At 41.9% G+C, this 18,823-nt stretch carries 15 protein-coding genes; 7 read left to right on the forward strand and 8 right to left on the reverse strand.

Annotated features, from left to right (window positions below; genetic code table 11):
- The first annotated feature begins 8 nt into the window (after positions 1-8).
- A complete protein-coding gene (fsa, locus tag J0656_RS09715; RefSeq protein WP_207033230.1) occupies positions 9-665 on the forward strand; it encodes a fructose-6-phosphate aldolase in 657 nt (218 codons plus the stop codon).
- 58 nt (positions 666-723) lie between these two features.
- Here fsa and J0656_RS09720 read toward each other — a convergent pair whose 3' ends face one another.
- Positions 724-2,112, reverse strand: a complete 1,389-nt coding sequence (locus tag J0656_RS09720; protein WP_237688904.1) for a TlpA family protein disulfide reductase — start codon at positions 2,110-2,112, stop codon at positions 724-726.
- A 173-nt stretch (positions 2,113-2,285) separates the two neighbouring features.
- On the opposite strand from J0656_RS09720, the gene J0656_RS09725 reads away from it, so the two are divergent.
- Positions 2,286-3,914, forward strand: a complete 1,629-nt coding sequence (locus tag J0656_RS09725; RefSeq protein WP_207033232.1) for an ABC-F family ATP-binding cassette domain-containing protein — start codon at positions 2,286-2,288, stop codon at positions 3,912-3,914.
- Here the strand turns inward: J0656_RS09725 and J0656_RS09730 are convergent.
- Positions 3,911-4,630: a hypothetical protein gene (locus tag J0656_RS09730; protein ID WP_207033233.1), complete on the reverse strand. Its 720-nt coding sequence runs from the start codon at positions 4,628-4,630 to the stop codon at positions 3,911-3,913. The genes J0656_RS09725 and J0656_RS09730 overlap by 4 nt on opposite strands.
- A 209-nt stretch (positions 4,631-4,839) precedes the next feature.
- Between J0656_RS09730 and J0656_RS09735 the strand changes: the two genes are divergently transcribed.
- Positions 4,840-5,367: a fasciclin domain-containing protein gene (locus J0656_RS09735; RefSeq protein WP_207033235.1), complete on the forward strand. Its 528-nt coding sequence runs from the start codon at positions 4,840-4,842 to the stop codon at positions 5,365-5,367.
- 3 nt (positions 5,368-5,370) lie between these two features.
- Here J0656_RS09735 and pheT read toward each other — a convergent pair whose 3' ends face one another.
- Complete coding sequence (gene pheT, locus J0656_RS09740; protein WP_207033238.1) at positions 5,371-7,782, reverse strand: phenylalanine--tRNA ligase subunit beta; 2,412 nt, start codon at positions 7,780-7,782, stop codon at positions 5,371-5,373.
- Positions 7,783-7,911: 129 nt separating this feature from the next.
- On the opposite strand from pheT, the gene J0656_RS09745 reads away from it, so the two are divergent.
- Entirely contained in the window at positions 7,912-9,168 is a 1,257-nt protein-coding gene (locus J0656_RS09745; RefSeq protein ID WP_207033240.1) for a peroxiredoxin family protein, read from the forward strand.
- Here the strand turns inward: J0656_RS09745 and leuB are convergent.
- A complete protein-coding gene (gene leuB / locus J0656_RS09750) occupies positions 9,161-10,279 on the reverse strand; it encodes a 3-isopropylmalate dehydrogenase (protein ID WP_207033242.1) in 1,119 nt (372 codons plus the stop codon). The two genes, J0656_RS09745 and leuB, sit on opposite strands and share 8 nt — an antisense overlap.
- A gap of 12 nt (positions 10,280-10,291) precedes the next feature.
- Positions 10,292-11,464, reverse strand: a complete 1,173-nt coding sequence (locus tag J0656_RS09755) for a 2-isopropylmalate synthase (protein ID WP_207033244.1) — start codon at positions 11,462-11,464, stop codon at positions 10,292-10,294.
- A 147-nt stretch (positions 11,465-11,611) separates the two neighbouring features.
- Here J0656_RS09755 and J0656_RS09760 point away from each other — a divergent pair, with 147 nt between their 5' ends.
- Positions 11,612-13,156 (forward strand): hypothetical protein, encoded by a 1,545-nt coding sequence (locus tag J0656_RS09760; protein WP_207033246.1) that lies wholly within the window; start codon positions 11,612-11,614, stop codon positions 13,154-13,156.
- Here J0656_RS09760 and J0656_RS09765 read toward each other — a convergent pair.
- On the reverse strand, positions 13,146-13,808 hold the full coding sequence (locus J0656_RS09765; RefSeq protein ID WP_237688906.1) for an RluA family pseudouridine synthase: 663 nt from the start codon (positions 13,806-13,808) through the stop codon (positions 13,146-13,148). The genes J0656_RS09760 and J0656_RS09765 overlap by 11 nt on opposite strands.
- Positions 13,809-13,870: 62 nt before the next feature.
- Positions 13,871-14,689 (reverse strand): 3-methyl-2-oxobutanoate hydroxymethyltransferase, encoded by an 819-nt coding sequence (panB, locus tag J0656_RS09770; protein ID WP_207033248.1) that lies wholly within the window; start codon positions 14,687-14,689, stop codon positions 13,871-13,873.
- A 69-nt stretch (positions 14,690-14,758) separates the two neighbouring features.
- On the opposite strand from panB, the gene J0656_RS09775 reads away from it, so the two are divergent.
- Positions 14,759-15,238 (forward strand): nuclear transport factor 2 family protein, encoded by a 480-nt coding sequence (locus J0656_RS09775; protein WP_207033250.1) that lies wholly within the window; start codon positions 14,759-14,761, stop codon positions 15,236-15,238.
- Here J0656_RS09775 and J0656_RS09780 read toward each other — a convergent pair.
- Positions 15,235-16,659 (reverse strand): L-serine ammonia-lyase, encoded by a 1,425-nt coding sequence (locus J0656_RS09780; protein ID WP_207033252.1) that lies wholly within the window; start codon positions 16,657-16,659, stop codon positions 15,235-15,237. The two genes, J0656_RS09775 and J0656_RS09780, sit on opposite strands and share 4 nt — an antisense overlap.
- A 230-nt stretch (positions 16,660-16,889) precedes the next feature.
- On the opposite strand from J0656_RS09780, the gene dnaK reads away from it, so the two are divergent.
- Positions 16,890-18,803 carry a molecular chaperone DnaK gene (gene dnaK, locus J0656_RS09785; protein WP_207033254.1) on the forward strand — a complete coding sequence of 638 codons (1,914 nt, stop codon included), beginning with the start codon at positions 16,890-16,892 and terminating at the stop codon, positions 18,801-18,803.
- The last annotated feature ends 20 nt before the right edge of the window (positions 18,804-18,823 follow it).

Raw genomic sequence — 18,823 nt, forward strand, 5'->3', positions numbered from 1 at the left:
ACTTAGAAATGAAGTTTTTTATTGATACTGCCAACCTTGACCAAATTAAGGAAGCCCAAGAACTGGGTGTGTTGGATGGGGTGACCACCAACCCTTCCCTAATGGCAAAAGAAGGTATTACAGGAAAGGATAATATTTTAAAGCACTACGTGGACATTTGCAACATTGTTGATGGTGATGTTTCTGCTGAAGTTGTTGCCACCGATTTTGACGGAATGGTCAAAGAAGGGGAGGAGCTTGCAGAACTGCACGAGCAGATCGTAGTAAAAGTTCCCATGATCAAGGATGGTGTAAAGGCATTGAAATATTTTTCGGATAAGGGCATTCGTACCAACTGTACGTTGGTATTTTCACCAGGTCAGGCATTATTGGCCGCCAAAGCGGGAGCTACTTACGTGTCTCCTTTCTTGGGCAGATTGGACGATATTTCCACGGATGGTCTAAACCTGATTGCTGAAATCCGTTTGATTTATGACAACTATGGGTTCGAAACTGAAATTTTGGCCGCATCTATCCGTCATACCATGCACGTGATCGACTGTGCCAAATTGGGTGCCGATGTTATGACAGGCCCATTATCTTCTATTGAAGGATTATTGAAACACCCATTGACCGATATCGGGTTGGCCAAATTCTTGGAAGATTACAAAAAAGGAAATTCCTAATTAAGGAATCAAAATAAAAGTAAAGAGAGCTCTGAACTAAAGTTTGGGGCTTTTTTATTTATAGGGAAGTGTAAAGATTGGCAAAGCCGTCCACCACAACGGAATCTTTAGTAATGACACATTTGTTAAGACCATCAATGATCATGGCCATTTGTAGCTCCTTAAAATTTTCTCCGTAGAATTGCTTCTCCTTATCCAAATTGTTCTCGCTCATGAGTTGTTTCCACTGCGAGTGGCTGGTTCTTAGATTGATGCCCAAAAAGTTATGATTCGGATATTTTCCTTCTAACTCAGCAATGTGCTTGCTTATATTTCTAAAGTGTCCTTTTTGTCCTGCTGTCCAGAAATAGAAAACGGTATTTTCTTTTTTGCCGGCTAAATCCTTTAATGATACTTTCTCATCATTGAAATTTAAAACTGCAATATCCGGGATGGTATTGTTGGGTTGAAGATTTTGTATTCCCTTGTATAAAAGCTCAATCTCTTGCTCATGCTCCTCATTTGTGGATAGCGTCTTGAACTTATCTATAAAAGCTACGGATTCCTTATCAGGATTATGTTCCCACTTTAAATAGTCCACGGCAATATTCCGGAAAAGGTTGTTTCTCAATTCCTTTTCAACAACAATGCTATCTACAATGGCAAGCTTGTGTTGGTTAAAGTGCAAGCGATCGCTTACGGGTTTTTTGTTGCTGGAACAGTCATCTAGGCAGGTCATGTACGAAACGTTGCCTATATACCATTTCATAAAATCAAAATAAGGCTTTAAATAGGTTAAATCCTTGTTGTTGAAATCTATCTCTTTCCGATAACTGTAAAATTCGTTGCTGAGATCGTGTATGGTCTCTTCCCCTGTTTTCTTTTTATGATAGAAGGGATACTTTTCCTTTGTGATAAACGTATTGTAGTACACAGAAGCCTTGCCCATGGCCAAAGCTTTTGGGGGCAATTGGTCGTCGGAACTCAATTCGTTCAACAAGTCCAATTTATCCTTGTGTAAGGAGTCGATTTTTTGGCTGAAAGCCTCAGGGTCTAGACTATAATAATCTTTTATCAGTTCCTCGTCACTTTCATTTTGTAAAAAAATTTCAATCAGAAAGTTGTTTATTTCGCTTCCTTTTCCGGAAAACACAAGTGATTCATCAAACTCTACCGTATTAAGGCGCGCAACAAGACTGTCTCCTTTGCTCAAATACACATATTGAAGCTCAGGTGTGTGGTCAAAATGATATAAGCCATCTTCTAAGGTGTCGAGTTGAAAAGAAAAGTGGTTTTTTTCATCGAGCTTTACGGAATCCACAAAGTTATCTTTGTGGTAAAGAACCACATAATCACTTGTAGGGTTTACAATTTCACCACCAAAAAAAACAGTGGAATTGTTCTCAGGGGAATCCGAGCACGATACAATTGAAGAAATAAAAGTGAGGCTTAGTAAAAATCTTACCATATATAGATACCAATCTATTTGACTTTCAAATGTAAGCAACCCAGGAAGCTAAACTTGTTAAGGGCTAGTTAAAAGTTGTTAAACGGTGATTTTCCATCGTTTAAATATGCATTCCAAAATTAGAATTACCATTTGTATTTAGCTACTTTTGCAAAAAATCTAAAGATAGTTGCATGTTATCAGTATCGAATTTATCCGTACAGTTTGGCAAAAGAGTTTTGTTCGATGAGGTCAATGTAACCTTTACCGAAGGGAATTGTTACGGTATTATAGGGGCCAATGGCGCTGGAAAATCCACTTTTCTCAAAATATTATCGGGACAAATAGACCCTACTTCCGGCCATGTACACTTGGAGCCGGGAAAACGTATGTCCATTCTGGAACAGAACCACAACGCCTATGATGAGTACCCGGTTTTGGAGACTGTGGTAATGGGAAACAAGCCACTGTTTAAGATAAAAAAGGAAATAGATGCGCTATATGCAGACTATACGGATGAGAATGCCGAAAAAATAGGTGAGCTTCAGGTTACTTTCGAAGAAATGAACGGATGGAATGCCGATAGCAATGCTGCCGCCATGCTTTCCAACCTTGGTATTCCGGAAGACCTTCATTATACCAATATGGCCGATTTGGATTCCAAGCTCAAGGTACGTGTGCTTTTGGCACAGGCCTTATTTGGCAACCCAGATGTGTTGATCATGGACGAGCCTACCAACGACTTGGATTACGATACAATCAACTGGTTGGAGAACTTCTTGGCAAATTATGATAACACGGTTATCGTGGTCTCTCACGATAGGCACTTCTTGGATGCTGTCTGTACCACCATCGCCGATATTGATTTCGGAAAAATCAACCTGTTTTCCGGTAACTATACGTTCTGGTACGAGAGTAGCCAATTGGCTGCACGTCAGAGGGCGCAGCAAAACAAAAAGGCCGAAGAAAAGGCGAAAGAACTCAATGAGTTTATTCAGCGTTTTAGTGCCAACGTGGCCAAAAGTAAGCAGGCCACTTCCCGTAAAAAGATGTTGGAAAAACTTAAGGTCGAAGATATTAAGCCTTCAAGTAGAAGATACCCAGCCATTATTTTTGATAGAGAGCGTGAGGCCGGTGATCAAATTTTGAATGTAGAGAAACTATCTGCAACTTCAGAAGACGGGGATTTGTTGTTCAAAGATGTGAACATCAACTTGGCCAAAGGGGATAAAGTGGCTATTCTGTCCAAAGACTCACGTGCCACGACTGCATTCTATGATATTATTGCCAATAAACTCAAACCAGAAAGTGGTAAGTTCCAATGGGGGGTGACCACGACCCAATCCTATTTGCCAGCGGATAATTCCGATTTTTTCCAAGAAGACATCAACTTGGTGGATTGGTTGCGCCAATGGGCCAAGACGGAAGAGGAAAGGGAAGAGGTGTATATCCGAGGTTTCTTGGGCAAGATGCTTTTCAGCGGCGAGGAAGCCCTTAAAAAATGTACCGTACTTTCGGGAGGAGAAAAAGTACGTTGTATGCTCAGCCGTATGATGATGCTTCGTGCCAATGTTCTTATGTTGGACGAACCAACCAATCACTTGGATTTGGAGAGTATTACGGCTTTCAACAACTCGCTTAAGAACTTTAAGGGGACTATCCTGTTGACAACCCACGATCATGAGTTTGTGAACACGGTGGCAAATAGAATTATTGAGTTGACACCAAACGGAGCTATTGACCGTTACTTGAGCTTTGATGATTATATGTCCGATAAATCCATCAAAGAACAGCGTGATAAAATGTACGCCGTTACGGTCTAAGCGTTAAAGTACTTACTTTTCCAAATAGCAGGGTTAAAGTTTTTCCCTAAGGCGAATCCATAGAAAATCACTATGGATGCAATGCATTTGAACATAAAAAAGTAGATGATCCAAAACTCTGCCGTTGTGTTTTTTTTGGAAAAGAGCCCTTCAGGAACCATAAGGGTGACAAGGTAGCTGATCAGAAGTACCACCAATCCCAAGTTGGCGATGTTCTTAAAAGGCCATGCAAACAATTTTCGCAAGGGGTGAAGATCGTTTCCCCACTTGTGGATTAGATAAAAATAATCGTTTCCGATAGGGGCAAAGAGCAATGGGTCGTCCTTATCTTCCAATTTGAACAATTTGGAGGGAGCCATAATTTTAAAACCTCTTATTTTGGTATTATGGGCTGCTTCCAACTGTTTGATCTTGGAAATCGCTTCTTGTGGAATTTCACCTTTAAAATAAGAGCTGTTCAAAAAACGCAGTCGGTAATCAATACAGATTTCTTTGATGTGTTCAATATGAAAGATTTTATCCGTTTCCAATAGATCAAAATCAAAGTCGTTTTCGCGAGTGTTGCTTTTTGAACTCAATTGCTTACATATCTGTTCGTCCTTGCGGGAATCTTTATTCAGAATTTGTTGTACTTCGTCCAAAATATCCAAGCTGCGCGCACTTTTATTTTTACTTTTTTGAAGCTTGTGTTCAATATTTGTTCCTCTCAAAATCACACGAATTTTTCAGTAATCTACTCAAATTTAAGGAATTGAATTTTCGATTAGATGTCTTTGTCAAAAACATTGGCGTTAAGTTTCTGTTAAATGGAATTATGGATAAAAATTAATTGAACCAAGTAAGCAAAAAAAGGTGTATCTTATCGACGTTTTTGGTAGTTAATCGTAAAATCATACTAAGAGAAGCTTATAATTTGACCAACCGCATGAACACCCCCGCAACCAAATTCTTCCTATGCCTTTGTCTGGCATTTTCATTTAACACAACTGCCCAAAATACATCCAATGCACTTTCGTACACGGGCAAGATGGATAATCATAAAATTTTGCTGGCAGCAGTAAATGCAACTGAACTGGGCTCTTTGCTTCAAAAATCAGGGCCATTTACCATTTTTGCGCCATCAGATGCTGCATTCGAAAAGTTCTCCAGCAATAAAATAGCCGAGTTGATCAAAGCGGAGGATAAGAGGGCCCTAAAGTCGTTGTTGTCCTACCATATTGTTGCAGGCCAACTTACTGCTTCCCGTATGTTGCGTGCAATAGGCAGGGGCAATGGTATGGCTAGTTTTACAACGGTGCAGGGCAAAAAGCTTATTGCGCACTTGGATGGCTATGATATTGTGCTTACCGACCCCATGGGAAACACAGCCAGGATTACAGCTGCAGACCTAAATCTGGAAAATGAAGGCGTTGTCCATGAAATAGATAGTGTTATCCTTCCGGCTCAGATGTAATTTTTAACGAAGTTCTGCTCCCAATTCCTTTTGATACTGGGCCAAAAGTTTGCCCATGATCTTGTCGATTTGTTTGTCTGCCAAGGTTTTCTTTTCATCCATCAACGTGAAGCTTACAGCGTAGGATTTTTTGCCCTCGGGCAAGTTTTTTCCAGTGTACACATCGAACAGGTTTACTTTTTTAAGCAATTTTTTCTCTGTATTCCAAGCAATATCGTATACTTTTTGGAAAGAGATCGATTCATCCAACAGTAGTGCAAAATCTCGCGTCACCTCTGGGAACTTTGGAATTTCTTTGAAAGAAACATTTTGTGTGCTTACCGATTCCAGAATAGCATCCCAATCCAAGTCCGCATAGAACACCTCCTGTTTAATATCGAATTTTTTAATGTCTGCCTTGCCCACTAAACCGAGCGATACCAGGACTTTGTCGTTCTTCACATAAGAAATACCTTCGGCGTAACCTGATTCGGCCAATGGTTTTGTATCGATGTCTCTTAACCCTAAACGTTCCAAAACATTGTCAACTATACCTTTTAGGTAGAAAAACTCTGATTTTTTAGAGGCCACCGACCAACTGTTTTGGTTACGGTCGCCTGAGATGAAAATGGCCAAATGTTGTTTTTCTATATGTTCTCCGTTCACTTTGTGATACGTTTTTCCGAACTCGAACAACTTAAGGTCCGTTTTTTGGCGATTGTGGTTATAGCTTACCGTTTGGAGTCCTGAATGAAGCATGGAGGTCCTTAGCACGGATAAGTCGGAGCTCAATGGATTCAACATCTGAACAGCGCTATCATCCGTAGAAGTAATATCCGATGAGACCAGACTGTTGGTCATTATCTCATAAAAACCTTTTGCGGCAAGCATATTTCCAACCAAATCTTGGATTCTGTAGTTTTCGAATCGTGATGTTTTGGCAATGGATGCGTTCAGTTTTTCCTTAAAGTCAATGTTGTTATAGCCGTAAACCCTTAGGATTTCCTCGATAACATCAACCTCTCTTGTTACATCCACCCTATACGCAGGAATGGTTAAGCCAAGCCCCGATTCGGTTACATTGTTGATGCGGATTTCCAACGAAGAAAGAATCGATTTGATGGTATCCTGTGGAATCTCCTGACCAATCAATGAGTGAATTTTATTGAAGGTCAAGAATACTTGTCTATCCTGTGGTTTTTTCGGAAATAAGTCAACAATCTCCGAAGTGATATATCCGCCAGCAATTTCCCTTATTAACAATGCAGCCCTTTTCAATGCATATTTGGTCAAATTGATATCGATGCCCCTTTCAAATCGAAACGAAGCATCAGTATTAAGACCATGTCTTTTGGCTGTCTTTCTAATTGAAACAGAGTCAAAGTAGGCACTTTCCAAAAATATGGAAGTGGTGTGTTCCGTAACCCCGGAGTGAAGCCCTCCAAAAACACCAGCAATGCACATTGGGGTTCCGGCGTCACAAATCATAAGGTCGTCTTCGTGCAATTCGCGTTCTACACCATCCAATGTGGTGAACTTGGTGCCACTTGGCAAAGTTTTTACCTCTACTTTGGTACCTTTTATTTTAAATGCATCAAAGGCATGCAATGGCTGGCCCAGTTCGTGAAGCACATAGTTGGTGACGTCCACAACATTGTTTATTGGGGTCAATCCAATGGATTTTAGCCTATTTTTTAGCCAATCCGGAGAATCCTGTACAACCAGATTACTTATGGTTACACCGCAATATCTTGGAGCAAGGTTGCTTTCTAAAACCTCTACGTCGACCTTTAAAGAGCGGTTGTCGATAGAAAAGTTGCTTACGGAGGGGGTAACCAGTTCTTTTTGGATTTCTTTTTGCTCCAAACCAGCCTTAAGGTCACGGGCTACGCCAAAATGGCTCATGGCATCAGCCCGGTTAGGGGTAAGGCCTATTTCAAAAACCTCGTCATTTTCAATGTCAAAAACTTTGGAACAAGGCGTGCCAGGAATCAATTCCTCATTGAGGACCATAATCCCATCGTGGCTTTCACCAATACCTATTTCATCTTCGGCACAGATCATTCCTTCGCTTACCTCACCACGGATTTTTCCTTTCTTGATGACCCAAGCTTCACCTTCTGGAGTGTAGAGCGTGGTTCCAACAGTGGCAACAGGTACTTTTTGTCCGGCAGCTACGTTGGGTGCGCCACAAACAATCTGTAATGGTGCTTCTTGGCCAATATCTACCGTAGTTAACTTTAGCTTGTCTGCATTCGGGTGTTTTTCGCAAGTAAGCACTTGTCCTACCACTATACCTTTTAATCCACCCTTAACTGATTCAAATTGAGATATGCCCTCAACCTCAAGCCCGAGGTCAGTTAACAGTTCACCTGTTTTTTGAGCGTCCCAATCAACTTGCAAAAATTGTTTTAACCAGTTATAAGAAATCTTCATAGCCCGTTTTTAGAGGGCACAAATATATAACAATAGGGGAACAGATTCAACGATAATAATAACCATAAACCTATAGAAATGCTCTGTTTTAAAATGTATTCCCTACATTTAGGTAAAATCTTTCATTTTATGACAAGAATCAGGTTGGCAATGCTGGGGCTTTTGATTCTTATGGCCTCTTGCAAAAAAGAAGGGAAAGGAAATCTTAAAATTGGTCACTGGCTGGGAACTATGGAAGTTTCGGAGTCGCAAATGCTACCATTTGAGTTTACCGTTTCCCAAAACGATGAAGGTGGATATGTAATGAAAGTATACAACGCCGAAGAGGTAGTGGAGATCGATGAGTTTACATTTGATGGCGACTCCATCGATATTCGTATGCCCATTTTTGAAGGTCATATTGTTGGAACGTACACTGCTACTGAAATCACAGGGGAATTTATTGAGGAAAGTAAGGAGAGAAGTGTTCCCTTTAGGGCTGTGCACGGTCCGCAAGACCGTTTTGATGCGGAGAAACCAGCTGATGTGAACATTTCAGGTATCTGGGAGACCTATTTTAAAGTGAACACGGAGGATGAATATCCTGCCAAGGGTATTTTTATGCAGAACGGCAATGAGGTAAAGGGAACTTTTAGGACCAACACAGGAGATTATCGCTATTTGGAAGGAGTGGTGACAGGAGATAGTATGAAATTGTCCGCTTTTGATGGTTCCCACGTGTTTCTATTTTTGGCCCAAGTGACCGATAGTACTTTGGACGGAAAGTTTTACTCCGGACAACATTCCATTCAGGAGTTTTTAGGGGCCAGAAACGAAGCTTTTGAGCTTCCCGACTCGAACGAACTCACCTATTTACGTGAAGGCTATGATAAATTTGATTTTACTTTTCCGAACAGTGAAGGACAAATGGTAGGACTGGATGACCCAGTGTTCCAAGGAAAGCCGGTACTGATCCAGATTATGGGAACATGGTGTACCAATTGTTTGGACGAAACCCGATTCTATGTGGATTTTATTAAGAACAACCCCGATTTGGATGTGCAATTTGTGGGGTTAGCATTCGAGTATTCCAAAACCGAGGAAAAGGCCTTCGAAGGTATAAATAGATTAAAAGAGCGAGAAGATGTGCCGTATCCTATTCTATTGGCGCAATATGGGACATCGAACAAGCAAAAGGCCAACGAGAAGTTGCCCATGTTGAATCATATTCTTTCATACCCTACTACCATTTACATTGATAAATTCGGAAAAGTCAAGAAGATTCACACAGGTTTTAATGGACCGGCCACTGGTAAAAAGTTTATCGAATTTAAAGAAGAGTTCAATAAAACCATTCAAGAGTTGACAGCGCCACAGGAAACCGAAGAAAACAGCGAAGCTATATAATGGTCGATTTCCCCAAGTCGATGTTTTCATCGTTCATAAGGGTATCATCTTCAATATCTACAATGTTATGTGCGATAAAATCACCAACTTGATTGGTTCCGTATTGACTGTTTTCCTTTAAATCCGGAGTTACAATTCCTTTTTTTAGTGATTTGTCCACCGCTTTTTTGATGGCCCATGCTTCCTCAATAAGTCCAAAGTGTTCCAAAAGCATTGCAGCGGATAGTATGGAGGCAATCGGGTTTGCAATATCTTTCCCCTTTGCTTGTGGGTATGAACCGTGGATAGGTTCGAACAGCGCATTTTCTTCACCTATCGAAGCTGAGGCCAACAATCCTATAGAACCACCGATAACACTGCCTTCGTCGGAAATAATATCTCCGAACATGTTCTCTGTCAAAATAACATCAAACTGTCTAGGGTTGAGTATAATCTGCATTGCGGCATTGTCCACAAATAAAAAATCCAATGCAACTTCGGGGTAGCTTTCACCAATTCGTTTTACAACCTTGCGCCAAAGCCTTGAGGATTCCAAAACATTCGCTTTGTCCACCAAAGTAAGTTTCTTTTTTCTTCCTTTAGCTGCTTTAAAGGCCAAATGTGCGATACGGCTTATTTCAGCTTCGCTATATTCATAAAGGTCGGAAGCTTTTGTGCCTTCCTCGTTCAATTTTTTCTCCCCAAAATATATTCCTCCTGTGAGCTCACGGTAGATTACAAAATCGGTACCGCTGATTACTCTCTTTTTTAAAGGAGATTTGTCCAACAAAGTTGGGTGGGACAAAACAGGTCTTATATTCGCAAAAAGTCCTAGCTCTTTTCGTAATTGGAGCAAACCCTGTTCGGGTCGCACTTTGGCATCTGGGTCGTTGTCGTATTTTGGGTCGCCAATGGCGCCAAAAAGGACTGCATCCGATTCTTTGCAAAGCTTTAGGGTAGCATCGGGTAGGGGAGTTCCTTTTTTATCGATGGCGATGGCGCCAACAGGAGCTTCTTTAAATATAAAACGTTGGTTGAAGGTCTCTTCAACAGCTTCCAGACATTTTACAGCCTGGGCCAGCACTTCGGGGCCCACACCATCTCCTGGAAGCAATGCAATTTTCAATGTCATATGATACGCGTGTTACGCCAAACTTTTCATTCCGACATTGCTGGTTTCAACAATCTCGTGGATATCTTCATCCAAAATCTCCTTCTTCACGTCCGCATATTTCAAGAAGTTTTCATACACAGTGTCCAATTGAAGCTTTGTGAGTTCGTAACCTACTTTTTTAGCTCTGTATGCCAAGGCGGCACGCCCACTTCTAGCAGTCAAAACAATGGAGGATTCGCTCACGCCAACATCCTTAGGGTCGATGATTTCGTAAGTTTCCCTACGTTTGATCACACCATCTTGGTGGATTCCAGAGCTATGTGCAAATGCATTAGAGCCTACAATGGCTTTATTGGGCTGTACCGGCATTCCCATTTTTTGGGAAACCATGGTGCTGGTGTCCCATAATAATTGACTGTTGATATTGGTGTCCAAGTTTAAATGTGGATGCTGCCTCATAATCATTACAACCTCCTCTAAAGAAGTGTTCCCGGCTCTTTCGCCTATACCATTGATAGTACATTCAATTTGTCGTGCTCCGTTGATTACGCCTGCAATTGAATTTGCTGTGGCCAAACCAAGATCGTTATGGCAGTGACATGAAAGAATGGCTTTATCAATGCCTGTTACGTTTTCTTTCAAGTATTTCATTTTGGCACCGTATTCTTCAGGCAAGCAATAACCTGTGGTATCAGGAATGTTGAGCACGGTTGCCCCGGCCTTTATGACGGCCTCGCAAATACGGGCTAAAAATTCATTGTCCGTACGTCCGGCATCTTCAGCATAAAACTCCACATCTTCCACAAAAGTCTTGGCATAGGCTACCGCATCAACAGCACGCTCAATAATCTTATCTTGTGTAGAGTTGAATTTGTATTTGATGTGGGATTCAGAAGTTCCGATTCCGGTATGTATTCTAGGTCTTTTTGCAATTTTGATGGCTTCAGCGGCCACTTCAATGTCTTTTTTCACGGCGCGGGTCAATCCACATACTGTAGCATTTTTGACCAACTTTGCAATTTCGTTCACCGATTTGAAATCACCAGGGCTGGATATGGGGAAACCTGCCTCGATCACATCAACTCCGAGTTCATCCAATCGTTCGGCAATGATCAATTTTTGTTCGGTATCCAGTTTACATCCTGGAACTTGTTCTCCATCTCTTAGTGTTGTGTCAAAAATTTCTACCTTATCTTTACCCATGATATCAACCTGATTTTTTCTATGACTAACGAAATTAGTAAAGCAAGGTTGAAGATGAAAGGCAGCCCGGATTGTGTTACAACGTTAAACTGCTTTTTGTTGTGTTCAATTAACTGAAAAACAATACTTTAAATATTATTTTTTACGATGACAAATGCCCATCAGGATGCTTTGTTTGTGCTGGTAAAATCGCTATCCAAATCTGAAAAACGCCAATTCAAACTATATGTTGGTCGATTGGGGGTGAATACGGATGCCAAGTTTTTGGCACTTTTTAACCTCTTGGATAAGATGCGAAAGTACGATGAAAAGCAAATTTTGGACAGCGGCATTGTCAAAAAATCACAGCTCTCCAACCTTAAAGCGCATTTGTACAAGCAAATATTGGTGAGCCTACGTTTGAACCCCGTGAACCAAAACGTTCGAATTCAAATTCGTGAACAATTGGATTTTGCTACGATTCTTTATCAAAAAGGCCTCTACAAACAGAGCTTGAAGATTTTGGAAAAAGCAAAAAGCTTCGCCATTGAGAACGAAGAGAAGAACGTAGCCTACGAAATCGTGGAGTTGGAAAAAGTAATCGAAACCCAATATATTACCAGAAGTATTCCGGATCGGGCCGATGAACTTGCCGTTGAAGCCAAGGAACTTTCCGCACAAAATGTGATGACGAGTAAGCTTTCCAACCTTTCGCTGCAATTGTATGGGATGATGCTGAAAGTAGGATATGTGCGTAGCGATGAAGACCTTCAAAAAGTAAAGAGTTACTTTGACGAGCATTTGCCCAAATATGATATTGAAAAGTTGGGTTTCCGAGAAAAATTATGGCTGTACAAAGCACATTTGTGGTACAGTCTGTTGATACAGGACTTTTTGTCAGCCTACAAATACGCAAGCAAATGGGTGGACCTTTTCTACGAACACGAACATATGATTCCGCTTAACCCCGTGTTCTTTTTAAAAGGGAACCACTATTTATTGGAGTCCTTGTTCTTTGTGAAATATGCATCACAGTTTAGACAAACTTTGGAGCGCTTGGAAGAGCAAGTTCAAGATCCTGGTTTTCCTAAAAACGACAATATAAGTTCACTTGCCTTTTTGTACATCAACACCAACAAATTGAACCTTCATTTTTTGGAAGGTACTTTTGATAAGGGTGTTTACTTGGTGAACATTATCGAGTATGGCATTAAAAAACACCGACAACAGATTGATGAGCACCACATTATGTTGCTTTATTACAAAATTGCTTGCCTGTACTTTGGAAATGGAGATAACAAGAACTGTATTGCCTACCTCAAAAAAATCATCTCCAACAAAAAACTGAAAATGCGAGAAGATTTGATGTGCTTTGCAAGGGTATTGAGCCTGGTAGCACATTATGAAGCGGGGATGGACTATCATTTGGAAGTTCAGCTTAAAAGTACGTACAAGTTCTTGCTGAAAATGAACGACTTGCACGAGGTGCAAAAGGAAATGATCAAATTCTTGCGAAACCTTGGGGATATCTACCCGACCGATTTAAAAGGAGAGTTCCAAAAGTTGTACAATGAGTTGAAGAAGTACGAAAACCACCCCTACGAAAAAAGGGCGTTCCTGTATTTGGATATACTTTCGTGGTTAGAAAGCCATTTACAGAACAAGCCTGTTTCCGAAATCATCAGGGAAAAGGCATTGGCAATTACTCGCTAACGCAGGCGTTCCAAATAGGGTCTTCTGGTGGAGGCGCCAAAAACGGCATGGGTTCTTTTTGAACAGGATGCATTATTTCCAAGCTTCGTGCGTGTAGGTGTATGCCGCCATCTTTGTTGCTACGGTCGGCACCATATTTTAAATCTCCTTTTATGGTACAGCCTATAGTTGCCAGCTGCGCCCTAATTTGATGATGTCTACCGGTTTTCAAATCAATTTCCAGCAAGAAATAATTGTCGAGTTTTTTTATGATATTATAATCCAAAACCGCTTTTTTGCTATCGGAAACCTCCTTTTCGTGGGCATACGATTTATTCTGTTTCGGGTTACGTACCAGCCAATGGGTCAAAGTGCCGCTTTCTTGTGGAGGGGCATTTTTTACTACCGCCCAATACACTTTTTTCGTCTCGCCCTGAGCAAACATTTTATTTAGGCGAGGTAATGCTTTGGAAGTTTTGGAAAAAAGTACAATGCCTGAAGTAGGGCGGTCCAATCGATGCACTACGCCCAAGTACACATTGCCTGGCTTGTTGTGCTTTTCTTTCAGATACTGCTTTACCACTTCGCTTAGGGGATCATCACCTGTTTTATCCCCTTGTACAATGTCGCCGACCCGCTTATTGATTACAATCAAGTGGTTGTCTTCAAACAAAACCTGAAGATTGGAGGGAGTAGAGTGTTGATTATTGTTGATTGGCAATTGTTTATTGGGATTTAATAAGATTCCTCATCATTTGGAAAATCCTGGCTTTTTACATCGTTCACGTATTGAGATACCGCATCGCTCATTTCATCATAGAGGTTCAGGTACCTTCTTAAAAATCTAGGATGGAACTCGTGGGTCATTCCCAACATATCGTGAACCACCAAGACCTGACCGTCCACGTGGTTACCTGCGCCAATACCAATAATGGGAATGGAAACACTTTCCGCTACCTCTTTTGCCAATTTGGCTGGAATTTTCTCCAAAACTATGGCAAAACAGCCTAATTCTTCCAATAATTTGGCATCTGACTTCAATTTTTCGGCTTCCTCTTCTTCTTTTGCACGAACGGTATAGGTGCCGAATTTATAGATAGATTGTGGAGTAAGTCCCAAGTGGCCCATCACGGGGATGCCTGCTTCCAATATACGGCTGATGGACACCTTGATTTCTTCGCCACCTTCAACCTTTACAGCATGAGCACCGCTTTCTTTCATGATTCGTATAGCGGAGCGTAAAGCTTCTTTGGAGTCTCCTTGATAGCTTCCAAAGGGAATATCCACCACAACAAGCGCCCTTTTGGCCGCTCTTACAACAGAGCTTGCATGATAGATCATTTGGTCTAGGGTAATGGGCAATGTGGTTTCGTGTCCTGCCATGACGTTACTGGCGGAATCGCCTACTAAAATGGCGTCCACATTGGCACCATCCACAATTTTGGCCATGGAGTAATCGTAGGAGGTAAGCATGCTGATTTTTTCACCACGCTTTTTCATGTCCACCAACGACTTTACGGTTACTCTCTTATATTCTTTTTTAGCTGTTGACATCGAAATTGTATTTGATGCTAAAAGTAAGCAGATTTGTTTAATTTAGGCATTGATCAAAAAACTAATCAAATGAGAGAACTGTTCTGTTGTGTAGTATTATTTGCTTTGGGTGCAATCGGATATACCCAAGGTTCAAATGCTTCAAACGAAGAAGCCAAAAATGAGGTCAAACAAGTTATCGAAACTTTTTTTGATGGATTTCATAAACAAGACTCCACTATCATCAAAAATACGGTTGCGGATGAAATTGTACTGCAGACCACGGGAAGAAACCCAGAAGGCAAGACACTTTTCAAAACCGAAGAATTCTCGAAATTTTTAAAATCCATTGTGGGCATTCCGGAAACCGTGAAGTTTGAGGAAAAACTCACGTCCTTCTCCATTCAGGTGGATAGGACCATGGCCAATGCCTGGGTAGGTTACGAGTTTTGGTTGAACGACGAGTTCAGTCATTGCGGCATTAATTCCTTTCAGCTCATCAATTTTGATGGGGAATGGAGGATTATCTATTTAATCGATACGCGGGGCAAGGAAGGTTGTATGGATTAACAATCGCTCAAAAATACGCCGACAGCAAGTCCTCCTTCGGAGGTTTCCTTGTACTTGGAGCTCATGTCCTTAGCCGTTTCCCACATAGTATTCACCACTTTGTCCAAAGGCACCTTAGCTTCTTTTGGGTCGGTGTCCAACGCCAGTTCAGCCGCATTAATGGCCTTTATGGCTCCCATGGCGTTACGTTCTATACATGGGACCTGCACCAAACCGCCAATGGGATCGCACGTGAGCCCAAGGTGATGCTCCATGGCAATTTCAGCAGCAATAAGTACTTGTTCTGGCGAACCTCCCATTAGTTCGGTGAGTCCGGCCGCGGCCATGGCGGATGATACACCGATTTCGGCTTGGCACCCACCCATGGCTGCGGAGATGGTAGCGCCTTTTTTAAAGATGCTTCCCACTTCACTGGCCACCAACAAAAATTGCTTTACATCATCAAAATTGGCATCATGGTTTTCGATGACCATATAATACATCAAAACAGCGGGGATTACGCCCGCACTTCCATTGGTTGGAGCAGTAACAACACGTCCCAAGGAAGCATTCACTTCGTTGACACTGAGCGCAAAACAGCTTACCCATTTAATGATCTGACGGAATTTCACCTCTGTATCGCGAATACTTTCCAGCCATTCCTGCGGATTGGAGTAGGGAATATCCCCTTTAAGTTTTTGGTGCATCTCAAAAGCACGTCGCTTTACGTTCAATCCACCGGGGAGCTTACCTTCGGTGTGGCAGCCAACGTACATGCTTTCCAACATGGTGTTCCAGATTCGGGCAATGCCTTGGTCTATTTCCGATGCCGTTCGCAACGATAGTTCGTTTTCCATCACAATGGTAGAGATGGTTTTGTTTTGTGCATGGCAATGTTCCAGTAGTTCGTTTCCAGTGGTTACAGGATGGGGAAAGGTTTTAAACGTTTCTTTGTTCTCTTTGGCATGAACGCGTTCTTCCTTTACAACAAAACCGCCGCCAATAGAATAGTATGTTTCGGAAATGGTTTCTCCAGTAACCAGTTCGGCTTCAAATTGCATTGCGTTTGCGTGAAAGGGAAGAAACTCTTTTTTGAAGACTACATCGTTGAGGAAGCTAAAAGAAATCTCTCTTTTTCCGCCCAAATTGAGTTTGTTCTCGGTCTTGATCTTGTCAATACTTCCTGAAATACTGTCAATATCGATTGTCACAGGGTCTGTTCCCAACAACCCCATTACCACGGCAATATCTGTTGCATGTCCTTTTCCGGTGAGGGAAAGCGACCCGTACAAATATATCTTAATGGATTGTACTTCATCAAAAACATGCTGCTCTTCAAGTTCGGAAATCCAGCGTTCGGCCGCACGCCAAGGGCCAAGGGTGTGCGAGCTGGAAGGCCCAACACCGATTTTTAGCATATCAAACACACTAATGCACTCCATAAACTCAATTTACAGTTTCAAATATAGGAAGCTAAACGGGATAAAAATGCGAATATTTAAATATACCGCCGGCTTTTTCAATATTGATTATGGCATCCTTAACGGAGTCAAGGTTTTTAAGTGTTTTGATAAAAATATGACACCTTGTCAGATTCTATGTCGTGGCATAATCATTGACATTTTAAGAGCGAGACAAAAAAGAATTTTAAACAGATATAACTTTAGATACGATGAGCAAGATTATAGGTATAGACTTAGGTACGACCAACTCCTGCGTCTCTGTAATGGAAGGTAACGAACCCGTGGTAATTCCAAACGCCGAGGGAAAACGTACCACTCCATCGATGATCGCATTTGTTGACGGTGGGGAGATCAAGGTCGGAGACCCTGCAAAAAGACAAGCGGTGACCAACCCTCACAAAACGATTTATTCCATTAAGCGATTTATGGGTAACAAATACTCAGAATCCAGTAAAGAGGCCACAAGGGTTCCTTACAAAGTGGTAAAGGGGGACAATGATACACCAAGAGTGGATGTTGACGGACGTTTGTACACTCCACAGGAATTGTCTGCCATGATTCTTCAAAAAATGAAGAAGACCGCGGAGGATTACTTGGGACAAGATGTAACCAGAGCGGTAATTACCGTTCCAGCATATTTTAACGATTCACAAAGACAGGCCACCAAGGAAGCTGGTGAAATTGCAGGTCTTACCGTGGAACGAATCATCAACGAGCCAACCGCCGCTTCTTTGGCATACGGACTTGATAAAAAGGACACAGAACAAAAAATTGTAGTATTCGACTTTGGTGGAGGTACGCATGACGTTTCCATTTTGGAATTGGGTGACGGAGTGTTCGAAGTATTGGCCACGGATGGTGATACCCACTTGGGTGGTGACGATGTTGACCAGAAAATTATTGATTGGTTGGCCGAAGAGTTCAAGAAAGATGAGGATATGGACCTTCGTGAAGACCCCATGGCATTGCAACGTTTGAGGGAAGCTGCCGAAAAGGCCAAAATCGAGTTGTCCTCTTCTGCACAGACAGAAATCAACTTGCCTTACGTTACAGCTACGTCTTCAGGACCAAAGCACTTGGTAAGAACATTGTCCCGTTCCAAATTTGAGCAATTGATTGCCGATTTGGTAAAAAGGACCATCGAGCCCTGTGAGAAAGCGTTGAAATCTGCAGGACTTTCCAAAAGTGATATTGATGAAATTATCTTGGTAGGTGGTTCTACCCGTATCCCAGCGGTACAGGAAGCCGTTGAGAAATTCTTCGGTAAAAAACCATCAAAAGGAGTAAACCCAGATGAGGTTGTGGCCATTGGTGCCGCTATTCAAGGTGGTGTATTGACAGGGGATGTAAAAGACGTGCTCTTGTTGGACGTAACCCCACTTTCTTTGGGTATCGAAACTATGGGAAGCGTGTTTACCAAATTGATTGAGGCGAACACCACCATCCCGACCAAGAAATCACAGGTATTCTCTACCGCAGCGGATAATCAACCTTCGGTTGAGATTCACGTGCTGCAAGGGGAAAGGCCTATGGCAGCGGATAACAAAACTATTGGTAGGTTCCACTTGGATGGTATTCCACCAGCACCAAGAGGTACACCTCAAATTGAAGTGACCTTCGATATTGATGCCAACGGTATCATCAAGGTTTCTGCAACAGATAAAGCTACTGGCAAATCGCAGGACATCCGAATCGAGGCTTCTTCTGGATTGACCGAGGAAGAAATCCAAAAGATGAAAGCGGAAGCGGAAGCCAATGCCGATGCAGATAAAAAAGCGAAGGAAACCGCAGATAAGTTGAACGAGGCGGACGCCATGATTTTCCAAACAGAAAAGCAATTGGGCGAGTTTGGCGATAAATTGTCCGATGACAAGAAAAAGCCGATTGAGGAAGCTTTGGAGGAATTGAAGAAGGCTTACGAAGGTAAAGACCTAGCAGTCATTACACCTGCTTTGGAGAAAATCAACGAAGCGTGGAAAGTAGCTTCCGAAGAAATGTACAAAGCGCAAGCTGAAGCACAGGGCGGAGCAGCAGGAGACACCGCAGGTGGTGGTGATGCTGCTGGAAACGGAGCCTCAGAAGGTGATAATGTAGAGGACGTAGACTTCGAAGAAGTGAAGTAATTTACATTACTTTAAATAGA

The sequence above is a fragment of the Flagellimonas aurea genome (assembly GCF_017313785.1).
GTDB lineage: Bacteria > Bacteroidota > Bacteroidia > Flavobacteriales > Flavobacteriaceae > Flagellimonas > Flagellimonas aurea.